This is a genomic window from Bradyrhizobium diazoefficiens, assembly GCF_016612535.1.
In the GTDB taxonomy this organism is placed as follows: Bacteria; Pseudomonadota; Alphaproteobacteria; order Rhizobiales; family Xanthobacteraceae; genus Bradyrhizobium; species Bradyrhizobium diazoefficiens_C.
In genome coordinates, this window is sequence record NZ_JAENXS010000001.1 from 2815311 (window position 1) to 2828151 (window position 12841).

Annotated in this window: 10 protein-coding genes; 2 read left to right on the top strand and 8 right to left on the bottom strand. The window is 64.0% G+C overall.

All coding sequences use genetic code 11. The annotated features are described in order from the left end of the window. Window positions 1–2 precede the first annotated feature (2 nt). Together JJE66_RS38865 and JJE66_RS13270 are read right to left on the bottom strand one after the other, a co-directional pair. Entirely contained in the window at window positions 3–227 is a 225-nt protein-coding gene (locus JJE66_RS38865; RefSeq protein WP_409362806.1) for an ArsR/SmtB family transcription factor, read from the bottom strand. 287 nt (window positions 228–514) lie between these two features. After that, window positions 515–886: a nuclear transport factor 2 family protein gene (locus tag JJE66_RS13270; protein WP_200514694.1), complete on the bottom strand. Its 372-nt coding sequence runs from the start codon at window positions 884–886 to the stop codon at window positions 515–517. Window positions 887–979: 93 nt separating this feature from the next. Here JJE66_RS13270 and JJE66_RS13275 point away from each other — a divergent pair, with 93 nt between their 5' ends. Next, window positions 980–1531 (top strand): TetR/AcrR family transcriptional regulator, encoded by a 552-nt coding sequence (locus tag JJE66_RS13275; protein ID WP_200514695.1) that lies wholly within the window; start codon window positions 980–982, stop codon window positions 1529–1531. A gap of 210 nt (window positions 1532–1741) precedes the next feature. Here JJE66_RS13275 and JJE66_RS13280 read toward each other — a convergent pair whose 3' ends face one another. Then, window positions 1742–1981, bottom strand: coding sequence for a hypothetical protein (locus JJE66_RS13280; protein WP_200514696.1), 240 nt, complete (start codon window positions 1979–1981; stop codon window positions 1742–1744). Window positions 1982–2311: 330 nt separating this feature from the next. Between JJE66_RS13280 and JJE66_RS13285 the strand changes: the two genes are divergently transcribed. Further along, window positions 2312–3172: a copper chaperone PCu(A)C gene (locus JJE66_RS13285; RefSeq protein WP_200514697.1), complete on the top strand. Its 861-nt coding sequence runs from the start codon at window positions 2312–2314 to the stop codon at window positions 3170–3172. A 21-nt stretch (window positions 3173–3193) separates the two neighbouring features. Here the strand turns inward: JJE66_RS13285 and JJE66_RS13290 are convergent, their stop codons facing one another. From JJE66_RS13290 to JJE66_RS13310, 5 genes are all read right to left on the bottom strand, one after another. Further along, window positions 3194–6289 carry an efflux RND transporter permease subunit gene (locus JJE66_RS13290; RefSeq protein WP_200514698.1) on the bottom strand — a complete coding sequence of 1032 codons (3096 nt, stop codon included), beginning with the start codon at window positions 6287–6289 and terminating at the stop codon, window positions 3194–3196. Continuing rightward, window positions 6286–9471: an efflux RND transporter permease subunit gene (locus JJE66_RS13295; RefSeq protein WP_200514699.1), complete on the bottom strand. Its 3186-nt coding sequence runs from the start codon at window positions 9469–9471 to the stop codon at window positions 6286–6288. Before JJE66_RS13295 ends, JJE66_RS13290 begins: the two co-directional genes overlap by 4 nt. Before the next feature lie 8 nt (window positions 9472–9479). Further along, window positions 9480–10712, bottom strand: coding sequence for an efflux RND transporter periplasmic adaptor subunit (locus JJE66_RS13300; protein WP_311979910.1), 1233 nt, complete (start codon window positions 10710–10712; stop codon window positions 9480–9482). 213 nt (window positions 10713–10925) lie between these two features. After that, window positions 10926–12023 (bottom strand): glycoside hydrolase family 3 protein, encoded by a 1098-nt coding sequence (locus tag JJE66_RS13305; protein WP_200514701.1) that lies wholly within the window; start codon window positions 12021–12023, stop codon window positions 10926–10928. Window positions 12024–12270: 247 nt separating this feature from the next. Continuing rightward, window positions 12271–12579, bottom strand: a complete 309-nt coding sequence (locus tag JJE66_RS13310; protein ID WP_246756178.1) for a DUF2846 domain-containing protein — start codon at window positions 12577–12579, stop codon at window positions 12271–12273. Window positions 12580–12841 lie beyond the last annotated feature (262 nt).

A 12841-nucleotide genomic window follows, 5' to 3' on the forward strand; every position in this document is an offset into this window, starting at 1 on the left:
TTTCAAGGCTCGGGGGTCTTGGTAGAAGGGCTCAACGACCGCGCTGCATCTGCTATGGCCGAAGGGTTCAGCGTGACATCGAAGGGCGCGACTTGGAAAAAGTTGAGCGCCTTGCCGTCACCGGAAAGCTCAAGCTGGCTCGTCACGAGGCCTGCCTCTTCAAGCTTCCGCAGGTGAAGATGGAGAAGCGGGCGGCTGATGCCGATCTCGCGCGCGAGCTGGCTCACGTAGGTTCGGCCATTCCCCTGAAGAGCTTCGATGATCCGCAGACGATGTGGGTTGGCCAGGGCAGCCAGCGTCTCCAGCAGACGGTCTCCGCGGCTCTTCAGCTGACCCTCGCATAGGTATATCTATCACATGTAACTATTTACTAACAGGTGCGGCGAGCACCGTCAATCCTTCCTGACACATCGAAGCCAGCGGGCATCTCCGTTGTTGGCTGAACGAACCGCGCCAGCAATCGTGGAGGCACCTGTCATGTGCGAGCGCCGCGTGGATCGCGGATCCTCACCGCTCAGGGCCTTTTTGTCGGTACTTCGAAAAAGCCTGTCGCCTGAACAAGCCGACCATCGGCGCCGAAGTGACCGAAGCTGCTTCCCTTTACGAAAACCCGATCTTCCGCATCGTACATCGTCCACAGGAAGAGCGCCTGATCGTGGTGTTCGAGGAAGCTGTCATTCTTGAAATACGCGCCTGTGAACTTCTGCTGCGATTGCCCGATGCGGGCGAAAAGTTCTTGCAGACCGCGGGTCTGGGAAGACGGGTCCGTGTAAAGGATGTCCTCGCTGACGCTTGCCCGAAGCAGCTCTTCTCGTTCCGTTTCGTCGACCGGTCCCCACGCGCGCTGATACGCGTTCCATGTCTTGAGGTGAACCTCGTTATTCACGCGACTTTTCCCATTCCTGACAATATGACAAAAATCGTTATAATGTCATGGTGGCGATTTGACAACCTCTTCGGAAACGAAGATGGGAGAGGAATGCCCGCTACCAGCAAGCATCAGCGCGTGGTCGAACGAGCCACGGAGATATTCTGCAGATACGGCTTCGGTCGAACGACCATGGGCGACATTGCCGAACGATGCGAAATTTCCCGACCGGCTCTTTATCTGTTGTTTCCGGATAAGGACGCGATCTTCACCGCGGTGGTCGAGCAGATGGATCGAGAGAAGCTGATCAGCATCCGCGCGGAGCTGGAACGCTTGAAAGGTCTGCACGCCAAGCTGCTGCACGCGTGCCTGTCTTGGGGGTGTCACGGGCTTGATCTTGCCGCCGCGCACCCTGATGCCGCGGACCTGTTCGACCTGCGCTTTCCGGCAGTCCAACAGGTCTATCGGAACTTCCAGAGCCTCCTTATCGAACTGATATCTGAGCATGTCCGGACGACGCGGCTGAAGATTTCGGTCGAGCAAGCGGTTCGGGCGCTCGTCTTCGGTATCCGAGGCCTGCGAGAGACCGCAACCGACCGGCGCGACATGCAGAGCCTCATCACATCGCTTGTCGAAATCTTCGTGCGGGGGATCGAGCACTGATCCTGATCGGGGTTCGAGTCCACGAGAATCACGAGAGTTACGGTCACACCTGCCACAGAATGCCCGCGCAAAGACCATCGAGCGATCGGGTGCATCGTCGTGTGCGGGAGCACGATCTCATCGCGCTACGGCGAAGCAATAGTGTCCATCTTCATCGGCCGCGGCGCGCCAATTACGTGAGAGATCACGGACGATCTTGAGATTCGCCGCTCAGTGGACCGGCGCTTCCAGGGCCGCGGAAGTGGGCGTGATCCGAGGGTCGATCACGGATGTCTCGGAAGCGTCGAGCTGCGTGATCCGGCTCTGGAGCCGTGCGACCTCTCCGGACAGCCAGTGAAGCTCGGCGCACATATCCATCAGCTCGGCTTGCGACAATTTGTCGATGGTACGCTTCGCGAGGCGTTCGCATTTGTCGGCCTTCGTCCGGAATAGCTCGATCGCCCTGATCATCGGTCTTCCCCTGTTTTTGCGTCACAAGATTCGTTCATCGGCACCGAGATCCAATCCGGTCGTGTTCCGAGCCGGAAAAATGCGGGACGCTGCTGGTTAACCAATGGGTAAGCCTGTCCGGCTGCTCCTTGCGCTAGAATGTCAGCGCCAGCAGCCGAATCTTTGTCGGAGATCAAGCACACGGGCGATTGGCCCCGTAGTTTGTGTCCAGACAAAGAGCTGCCGCTCGTTCTGGCCAACGATGTGTCCCGTTCAACGGCATGGCGACGATGCGGACGCATCGCCTGCCATCCAGTCGCGGCTTTCGCTGCTGTTGAGACGGAGATCGTCATGTTCGAGAAGTTCGGAAGTATCGCTGTGTTGCTCGCGGCCACTCTGGCGTTCATCGGGTCTACGCCGACGCTCGCCGATCATGCCGACATCGTCGTCAGCCAGGCTTGGAGTCGGGCTACGCCGAAGGGCGCGAAGGTCGCGGGCGGTTATCTCACCATCGAGAATCGCGGAACCGCGCCGGATCGCCTGCTGTCGGCCTCCAGTCCGGCCGCCGCCACGGTCGAAGTCCATCAGATGACGATGCAGGACGGCATCATGACGATGCGTCCGCTCGAGCAGGGTTTGGCGATTCCGCCGGACGTGATCGTCGTGCTCGCGCCGGGCGGCAACCACATCATGTTCGTCGGGCTGACCGCGCCCTTCGAGGAGGGGCAACGCATCCCGGTCTCGTTGAAGTTTTTGCGCACCGGAACGATCGAGACGAGTTTTGACGTCGGCAGTGTCGGCGCCAAGGGCCCCAGGCTCCAGATCGCTTCGACTGAAGCCACGCCGCCGGCGTCGTCTCCGCCGAAGACGAATGCTCTTCCGTCGACCGACGAGCCGTTCTTCACGCATCTCTGCGGCACCCGCGTGATGGCCGATGTGACCGTTACGCCCGGCCGCGGCGGACCGGTCGAAGTTCTGGTTCAGCTTTACGACGGCGACAAAAAGCCGCTGAGCGTCGATGCGCTGTCGGTGACGCTGGCCAATCCCGACAAGAACGTCGCGCCGGTGACCGCATCCGCGGTGCGGATCGCAGCCGACAAATGGCGCGTCACCATGATGACCGCGGCAAGCGGGAAATGGTCGCTGGCGCTCGGTATCGATATGAAGAAGGACGATCGCATCGACATTGCCGCGCCGATCGTCATCGAGTAATCCCAACTTTTGGAAGCCAATTCACGAAGCCGGTGAAGCATCCGTTGCGCGCGTCTGACGCGCGTCTGCGGCGGGCACTTTCTTCCTGCGCCGCAGCCCGTTCAGGATCAAGTACATCGCCGGCGTCGAGTAGAGCGTGAAGAGCTGGGCAACGATCAGGCCACCCATGATGGTGATGCCGAGCGGCTGACGGATCTCGAAACCCGGGCCGGTGCCGAAGGCGATCGGGACGGCGCTGAGGAAGGCGGCCAGCATCGTCATGGTGATGGGCCTTGCCCGCAGCCGTGCGGCGAGCAGGATGGCGTCGTGGGCGTTGAGGCCGCGATGCCGCTCCGCATCGAGGGCATAGTCGACCATCATGATGGCATTCTTCATCACCATACCGACGAGCAGGATGCAGGCGATGGTGGTCACCAGCGTGAACTGGGTGCCGGTGGCCCAGAGCGCCACCAGCGCGCCGAAGGCGGTCGGCGGCAAGGTCGAGAGAATGGTCAGCGGATGGACGTAGCTCTCGTAGAGCATGCCGAGCGCGAGGTAGATCGCGATCAGGGCCGCCGCGAACAGCGCCGCCTGCTTGACGATCGACTTGTCCGCCTCCTTGGCCTCGCCGCGGAATTCCGCCTTGATGTCGTCGGGCAGCTTGGCAGCAAGCTCCTCGTTGCGGATCGAGGCGATCGCGTCGCCGATCGACGTGCCGGGCTTGATGTCGAACGAAATCGTCGCGGCCGGAAACTGGGCGCTGTGACGGACCCACATCGCCGCGTGCGCGCGCTGCGGCCGGGTCAGGGCCGTCAGCGGCACCGCCTTGCCGCTGGCGCTCGGCACGTAGATCTGGCTCATGGAATCGGGGCCGCTCGCGGCCTCCGGCTCGACTTCGAAGATCACGCGCGCATAATTGGTTGGCAGGTAGAGAAGATTGATCTGACGCTGGCCAAAAGCGTCGTTGAGCGTGTTGTCGACCGCCACGGGCGTGACGCCGAGCATCGCCGCACGCAGGCGGTCGATGGTCAGCCCGGCCTGCAAGCCGCCGGTTTCCCAGCTCGGGATGACGTCGATGATTTGCGGAACGGTGCGGACGCGGCGGATCATGTTTTCCGCGGCGCGCAGCACCTGCTCCTCGTCGATGCCCCAGAGCGTATATTGATAGCGCGAACCGCCGGACTGAACGCCGAGATTGAGATCCTGAAGCGGCACGAAGAAGACCCGGACGCCATCGATTCTGTTCATGCGCCCGCGCAGCCGCGCAATCACCTGCTGGATCGACAGCTTGCGCACGTCGGGCGGTTTGAGCGCGACCAGCATCTGCCCGACGCTGAGTGCATTGCCATTGCCCTCGCCGATAAAGGACGTCAGGCCGGAGATCGCGGGATCCTCCAGGATCGCCGCGCCGACGGCCCGCTGCCGGTCCTCCATGGACAGAAACGAGATGTTCGACGGGGCGATGGTCCGCACGAACATCACGCCGGTGTCCTGGGTCGGCATGAAGCCTTTCGGCAGTTGCAGATAGAGCCAGACGCTGGCCCCCGTCAGCGCGGTGATCATCAGGACGGTGAGAAAACGGTGGCGCAGCGTCCAGTCGAGGCTGCGGCCATAAAGGGTTCTGCGGCCGGAATCCTGTTCGGGGTTGTGCAGCCGCTCCCGGCCGCGATCCAGCAGATGTCCGCACATCATCGGCGTCAGCGTCAACGAGATCGCCGCCGACGACACGATGGCGACCACCAGCGTCACGCCGAACTCGCGGAAATAGCGCCCGACAACGTCGGGCATGAACAGGATCGGGATCAGCGCCGCGATCAGGGCGACGGTGATGGCGACGACCGTGAACGCCATCTGGCGAGTGCCATTGATTGCGGCCTGCAGCGCCGGCTCGCCCTCGGACATGCGCCGGATGATGTTCTCGATCATGACGATCGCGTCGTCTACGACGAAGCCGGCGGCGATGGTCAGTGCCATCAGCGACAGATTATCCAGGCTGAACCCGCACAGGCTCATCACGAACAGGGTTGCGGCCAGCGAGACCGGGATGGTGATGCTCGGGATAATGGTCGCCCAGAAGCGCCTGAGGAACAGCGCGATGACGAGCACGACGAGCACTGATGCGATCACGAGCGTCAACTTGACGTCGTTCACGGCGGCGCGGATCAGCGTGGTGCGATCATAAACCGTATGCAGCTTGATGCCGGGCGGCAGCCAGAGCTGGATTTCCGGCAGCTCGGCCTTGATGGCGTCGACGGTCTCGACGATGTTGGCGTCCGATTGCTTGTAGACGAACAGAACGATGCCGCGCTCGGTGCCGTACCAGCCGGCGAGACGGTTGTTGATGACGCTGTCGGTCACGGAGGCGACATCGCCGAGGCGCACCGGGGCGCCGTTGCGCCAGGCCAGCACGATATCGCGATATTCGGAGGCCTGGAGCAGCTGGTCGTTGGCTTCGATGGTGAGGCGCTGGCCGTCGACCGCAACCGCGCCCTTCGGCAGGTTCTGCGATGCGTTGACCACGGCGACGCGCGCCGCTTCCAGCGACAGGTTCATCGCGGCGAGCCGGGCCGGAGACACCTGGATGCGCACCGCGCTTCGCTCGGCACCGCTGACGATGATCCGCGCGACGCCCGGTAGCTGCGACAGTTTTGGCGAGATCACGCCGTCGGCGAGGCTGTAGACCTCGCCGGGGGTGAACACGTCGCTGGTCAAAGCGAGCGCCACGACCGCGGGGCCGGCCGGGTTCGCCTTCCAATAGGTCGGCGGCCACGGTCCCTTCGGTAAGTTCGGCCCTGCCGAGTTGATCGCGGCCTGAACCGCGCCGGCGGCGGCGTCGAGATCGACGGAGAGTTCGAACTGCACCGTGATGCTGGTGCCACCCATGGCGCTGAACGAGGTGATCTCCGTCACCCCCGGGATCAGCGCGAGCGTGGTCTCGAGCGGCTGCGCCAGCGCATTCGCGACCGTTGCCGGGCTCGCGCCGGGGAATGGCGCGTAGATCCCGATGGTGGGCCGCTCCACCGCCGGCAGCGAGGCGATCGGCAGACGGAAATAGGCGACGCAACCGAGCAGGAACACGCCGATCATCAGCAGCGTCGTCGCCACTGGCCGCAGCACGAATTGCGCGGTGATGCTCACGGCGACCGCCGCTCCGCCCGGCGCAGTGCCGCCGGATCATCGGCGGATGCCGATTGCCATCCGAACCGGATGCGCAGCGAGGCAAACGCCAGGTAGACGACGGGGGTGGTATAGAGCGTGAGCACCTGGGACACGACCAGCCCGCCGACGATGGCGATGCCGAGCGGCTGGCGCAGCTCGGAGCCGGTGCCCGAGCCGATCGCGAGCGGCAGCGCACCGAACAGCGCCGCCATCGTCGTCATCATGATCGGGCGGAAGCGGAGGATGCAGGCCTGCCGAATGGCGTCGAACGACGACGCACCGTCCTCGCGCTCGGCGGCGAGCGCGAAATCCACCATCATGATGGCGTTCTTCTTGACGATGCCGATGAGGAGGATGATGCCGATCAGCGAGATCAGATTGAGATCCTGCCGGTACAGCATCAGCGCCAGCAATGCGCCGATGCCGGCCGACGGCAACGTCGACAGGATCGTGATCGGGTGGATGTAGCTCTCATAGAGCATGCCGAGGATCAGATAGACCGTCACGATCGCGGCGAGCAGCAGCCACTTCTCGTCCGCAAGCGAATTGGCGAACTCGGCGGCGGTGCCGATCAGTCTGGTCGTGACCGCATCCGGCAGTCCGATCTCGCGCTGGGTCTGGCGTAGCGCCTCCGTTGCCTGGCTCAGCGACACGCCGTCGGCCAGGTTGAAGGAGATCGTCGTGGCGGGAAACAGGCCCTGGTGCGAGATCAGCAGCGGCGCATGCTGCCGTTCGATCCGCGCGAAGGCCGACAGCGGCACCGGCGCGGACGCCTTGCTGAAGGCGCCGCTGAAGCCGCCGGTCTGCTGATCGATGGTGCTGGCCTGCGCCGCGGCCGCGGTCAGGTAGATCTTGCCGAGGATGTCGGGATCGTTGCGCACGGCAGGATCGACCTCGATGATGACGTGATACTGGGTGAGGGGACCGAACACGGTCGCGATCTGGCGCTGTCCGAACGCGTCATACAGCGTCTGGTCGATCGTGTTCAGGCTGACGCCGTAGCTTGCCGCGAGCTGGCGGTCGATGGTGACCGACATCTGCAGACCTTCGTCCTGGCGGTCGTCGGCGACGTCGGCGAGCTCGGAGCGCTTGCGCAGCGCTTCGACCAGGCGGCGGCTCCACAGGCGCAGCTCGTCTTCGTCGAGATCCTGGAGCGCATATTGGTATTGCGTGCGCGCGACGCGCGATTCGATCTGGAGATCCTGCGCCGGTTGCAAATGCTGCGCGATGCCGTGAACGCCTTCGACCGCATGCTGCAGCCGCGCCATGATTGCGGCCGCGGACGATTTCCGCGCGTCGGGGCTGCCGATATCGATATAGAGCCGGCCGCTGTTCAGCGTCGTGTTGACGGATCCGATGCCGACGAAGCTGCCGACGGTGACGACATCAGGATCGCGCCCGATTACGGCCGCGAGCTGTTGCTGCCGCTCGGCCATCGCCGCAAAGGAGATGTCCTGGGCCGCATCGGTGGTGCCGATCAGCAGGCCGGTGTCCTGCAAGGGCAGAAATCCCTTGGGGATGGCGACGTACAGCATCCCGGTGGCGATCAGGGTGAGCATGGTGAAGACAAGGGTGAGGCCGCGGTGCCTCAGCACCCAGTCGAGCCCCCAGAGATAGAAGCTGGCGGATGCGTCGAAGCCGCGCTCGCTGATGCGGAACAGAAAGCCATGGTGCGCGTCGGGGTCCTCGCGTTGCAGCAGCTGCGCGCACATCATCGGGGTCAGCGTCAGCGAGACCAGGCCTGATATGACCACGGCAAAAGACAGCGTGATCGCGAACTCCCGGAACAGCCGGCCGACCACGCCGCCCATCAGCAGCAGCGGGATGAACACGGCAATCAGCGAGATCGTCAGCGAGACGATGGTGAAGCCGATTTGTCGCGCGCCCTTCAAGGCCGCGTGAAGCGGATCCTCGCCGTCCTCGACATAGCGCGCGATGTTCTCGATCATCACGATGGCGTCGTCGACGACGAAGCCCGAGGCGATGGTCAGCGCCATCAGCGAGAGGTTGTCGAGGCTGAAGCCGCACAGCGCCATGGCGCCGAAGGTGGCGACCAGCGAGACCGGCAGCGTGACGCTCGGGATCACGGTCGCCCACAGCTTGCGCAGGAAGATGAAGATCACCAGCACGACCAGCGCAACCGTCAGCACCAGCGTGAACTGCACGTCGTGGATCGCGGCCCGGATCGTCGTGGTGCGGTCGCTGACGACCGAGATCTTCAGCGCCGCGGGAAGCGAATCCTGGAGTTTCGGCAGGATGCTCTTGATGGCATCCACGACCTCGATGGTGTTGGCGCCGGGCTGGCGCTGAATGTCCAGCAGCACGGCACGCTCGCCCTGGAACCACGCCGCCTGCTCGGCATCCTCGACGCCGTCGATGGCGGTGCCGACATCGCGCAGCAGCACCGGGGCGCCATTGCGATAGGCGATCACCGCATCCTGATAGGCCTCCGCGGTGAACAGCTGGTCGTTGGTGTCGACGTGAAACGCCTGCCTGGGACCGTCGAGCGAGCCCTTCGGATTGTCTGCGGTGGTGGCGGCGATGCCGCGGCGGACGTCGTCGAGCGACATGCCGAGCCCGGCAAGCCGGGTGGGGTTCATTTGCAGGCGCACGGCTCGCGTTTGTCCGCCTTCGATGCTGACGGCACCGACGCCCGGGATCTGCGACAGTTTTGGCACCAGAATGGTCGCGGCGTGATCATTGGCCTCGTGCAGCGGCATCGTCCTGGAGGTCAGCGCGAGGATCAGCACCGGCGTGTCGGCCGGATTGACCATGCGATAGGTCGGCGGGTTCGGCAGCAGCCCTACCGGAATCCAGCCGGCGGCCGCATTGATCCGCGCCTGCACGTCCTGCGCGGCTGCGTCGATCTTGCGCGACAGGTCGAATTGCAGCGTGATCTGGCTGTAGCCGTAGGAGCTGGTCGAGCTCATGTCCGTCAGCCCCGAGATCGTGCCGAAATAATGCTCCAGCGGCGCGGTGATCGAAGTTGCGACGACGGTGGCCGAGGCGCCGGGATAGCGCGTCACCACCTGGATGGTGGGAAAGTCGACATTCGGCAACGGCGCGATCGGCAGCTCACGGTAGCCGAGCATGCCCAGCAGCACGACCGCGACGATCATCAGCGTCGTCGCGATCGGCCGGAGGATGAACAGCGCGGACATGGTGGACCTCAGTCGACGCGCGGCTGCGAACGCTGCTGGGCGGTGGGCTGCGCCTTGGCGGTCGGCGTTGCGCCGTCGACAGCGATGCGGGCGCCGTTCTCCAGCCGGTAATAGCCATCGGTGACGACGCGCTCGCCCTTGCCGAGGCCGCGCTCGATCATCGCGCGTCCGTCGAAGATCTGCCCGACCACGACCGGCCGGAAGGCCGCGGTATCGTCCGGCTTCGCGACCCAGACGAAATCGCCGCGCGGCCCGTGCCGCACGGCAATCGCGGGCGCAGTCACTGCATTCTTTCGCGTGTCGACGGTGATCCGCCCGTTGGCAAAATTACCCGGCCAGAGTTTCATCGCCTTGTTGGGAAAGGTCGCCTTCAGCTTGATGGTGCCGCTGGCCTGATCGACCTGGTTGTCGACCAGCGTGATCGTGCCCTTGTCCAGCTCGGTCGTGTTGTCGGCGGTGAGTGCGACCACCGGCGCCTCGGCCTGGCCGAGGCTGAGCCGGGTCTGGCCGACGGCAACCGCGGCAAGGGTGAAGATCACCGAGATCGGCTGCAATTGCGTGACGGTGACGATGGTCGTAGGCGACACGGCGCGCACGTAATTGCCCTGGTCGACCTGCCGGATGCCGAGCCGCCCGCTGATCGGTGCACGGATGTTGGTGAAACCTAGCTGCGTGCGTGCATATTCGATCTGGGCGTCGTCATTCCTGACCTGCGCCTTGTACTGCTCGACCAGCGCATGCTGCTGGTCCACGACCTGCCGCGAGATCGCGGCGGCTTTCTGGATCAGCGCGTCATAGCGCTCCATGTCGATCTGGGCACCGTCCAGCAGCGCCTGGTCCTTCTGCCGGACCGCCACCTGCTGGTCGAGCTGGGCCTGGAACGGGCGCGGGTCGACGACCGCGAGGATGTCGCCTTGTTTGACGTCCTGCCCCTCCTGGAAGAGGATCTGGACGATCTCGCCGTCGACCCGGCTCTGCAAATTGACGGTGTTGTAGGCCTGGATGGTGCCGATGCCGGTCAGATAGATCGGCACGTCTTCCGTCTTCGCGGCGGCGACCTTCACTGCGACCGGCGGCCGTGCCGGAGGGGCGGCGGCAACTTGCTCCGCCGCCGCCCCCCGCATGAAGGGCAGCGCGAACGGAAGCTTGATATCCCTGATGTCATTCCTGAAATAATAGGCAGCAGCGCCCGCGGGCAACACGACCAGCGCGCCGACGAAGAGTTTTACCGATCGTCTCACGTTCAAACCCATCACCTGAGCGGCCGCCGATGCCGAGTTGATTGCCCCCGGGGCGGAATCCTCTTAGCACGAAGCAACCTGACGTTGATATCGACCAGGGTTTATATGCTACAATTCGTAACATTAGCACGTGTAGCGCAGTGAGATCAACGGCGCTGGCGTTGACGAAAATCTGCCTTGCCGAGGGATTTGCCGGGCCGGCTCCGGGCAGCCCTACACGACTTCGACGGTTGCCGCGTCGAATTGGGTGCCGGCGCCGTGGTGGCGTGCGAGCACATCGGCGGGGAGCTCCGACACCGCGTTTTGCGCCGTGCTGTCCAGCATCGTGCGGACGCGCTGGCTCGATGCCGCCAGCATCGCCGGATCGAGCTTGCCCTGGTCCACGCCGTCGATGATCGACTGCGCCAGGGCGCGGGCACGCTCGGTGTCGGTCAGGTGCGAGCAGATCATCAGCATGTCGTTTCCGGCCGCCATGAATCGCGCTCCGGCGTCCGCGGAATCCATCCGGCCGGCCATCGCGCGCATGCCGACGTCGTCGGACACGATCACGCCGTTGAACTTCATCGCCTCGCGCAACAGCCCGGTGGTGATCGACCGCGACAGCGTCACGGGATCGTTGGGATCGAGCTTCCGGTACAGGATATGGGACGTCATCATCATCCCGATGCCGCCGGCGATTGCGGCGGCAAACGGCTTTAGCTCGCGCGATTTGATCTGGTCGAGGTCGAGATCGAGCACCGGCAATTCGTGGTGCGAATCGACTTGCGTATCGCCATGCCCCGGGAAATGCTTGCCGCAGGCCCGCACGCCCTGGCGCTCCATCGCCTTGGTGAACGGCAGCATCGACTTGATGACGTCATCGGCCGTCCGGCCGAAGGCGCGTTCCCCGATCACGGGATTGGCAGGATTAGAGTGAATGTCGAGCACCGGCGCGAAGTTCAGATTGCAGCCGAGCGAAGCGAGCTCGGCGCCCATGGCGTCGCCGACCTGCTCGGCGGTTCCGGCCCATCGCGCCGCATAGGAAAAGCGCGTGATCGGCGGCGGCGTGCGGCACACGCGCCCGCCTTCATGGTCGATGGCGATGAATTGCTTGTCGCGCTGCGAGGCGTCGCGAATGGCGGCGATCAGATCCCGGTGGACCGCTAGCCACTCCCGATAGGGGAGGTCGTGGCGAAAGTTGCTCTTGTAGAGGATGACACCGGCGGGCCGCAGATCCCGCAGCAGGGCGCGGTCGCGGTCATCGAGGACGCTGGTCGGCCGCAGGCCCAGGAAGAAATGGTCACCGACCGTTGAAAGAAGGGAATCGTTCATCCGCCAGCGCCGCCACAGGTGGTTGGTTGATTGAAATGGAGCTGGACGCAACGCGAACAGTCAGCTCCCGCGCGAGCTTGCGAGGTGCCCGCTTCGTCGTTTCAATATTCCAAATTTCCTTAACGGAATCAATGACCAAATCACCGGCGCCCCGGTCGCTATGCAAGCACCACACAGCGACCAGGACGCGGGATGGTCTACAGGACGACGGCGATTCACCCGCGCCCTAGCTGCGGAGCGAATCGGATCACGCGCCGCATGATCCTGCACTCTGATGCAGGCCGGCGACGTCAGAGCGGCCCTGGCCTTCCGTGACCTGGACCAGGGTGATCGCGCCGGGCGTAATGATTCCCATCTGCGGCTGGGCGGAAAGGTAGGTGGTGCTGCCGGCGCGCAGGTCGAGGTTCACTTTTTCGCTTCCCTGGCCGAACAGATTGGTGCTCAGCGGCAGATTGTTGACGGCAACCTCGTGGCGGCCCGGAGACAGATCGCACGACAGGAATCCCGCTGCTTGACTGCCGCCAATCACGCGTCCGTCGACTGCGTAATTCGGCATGATCGCAAATCCCAGGGCCGACGAGCGATAGATGATGAGGCGTGAGCCGCTCGGCTTGACGCTGTCCGTCAAAGCGACGCTGGCCGTCGGACCCGATGCACACCCAGAAAGTAACGCAGCGACGACGAAAATCCCCAGAACCCCACAACGCATTCCAACCCCTGATCATTCCAATGTCCCCGTGGCATCATTGTCAGGGTAGTGGCTGAAGTCAATCGCGACCTCCGGTCGAATGATGGTCGCGGCGATGCCTTGCGATAAT

What these genes read in the sequence shown, in the direction of transcription:
- JJE66_RS13275 (WP_200514695.1), top strand. Translation starts at nt 980, where the DNA reads ATGCCCGCTACCAGCAAGCATCAGCGCGTGGTCGAACGAGCCACGGAG.
- JJE66_RS13280 (WP_200514696.1), bottom strand. Translation starts at nt 1,981, where the DNA reads ATGATCAGGGCGATCGAGCTATTCCGGACGAAGGCCGACAAATGCGAA.
- JJE66_RS13285 (WP_200514697.1), top strand. Translation starts at nt 2,312, where the DNA reads ATGTTCGAGAAGTTCGGAAGTATCGCTGTGTTGCTCGCGGCCACTCTG.
- JJE66_RS13295 (WP_200514699.1), bottom strand. Translation starts at nt 9,471, where the DNA reads ATGTCCGCGCTGTTCATCCTCCGGCCGATCGCGACGACGCTGATGATC.
- JJE66_RS13305 (WP_200514701.1), bottom strand. Translation starts at nt 12,023, where the DNA reads ATGAACGATTCCCTTCTTTCAACGGTCGGTGACCATTTCTTCCTGGGC.
- JJE66_RS13310 (WP_246756178.1), bottom strand. Translation starts at nt 12,579, where the DNA reads ATGCCGAATTACGCAGTCGACGGACGCGTGATTGGCGGCAGTCAAGCA.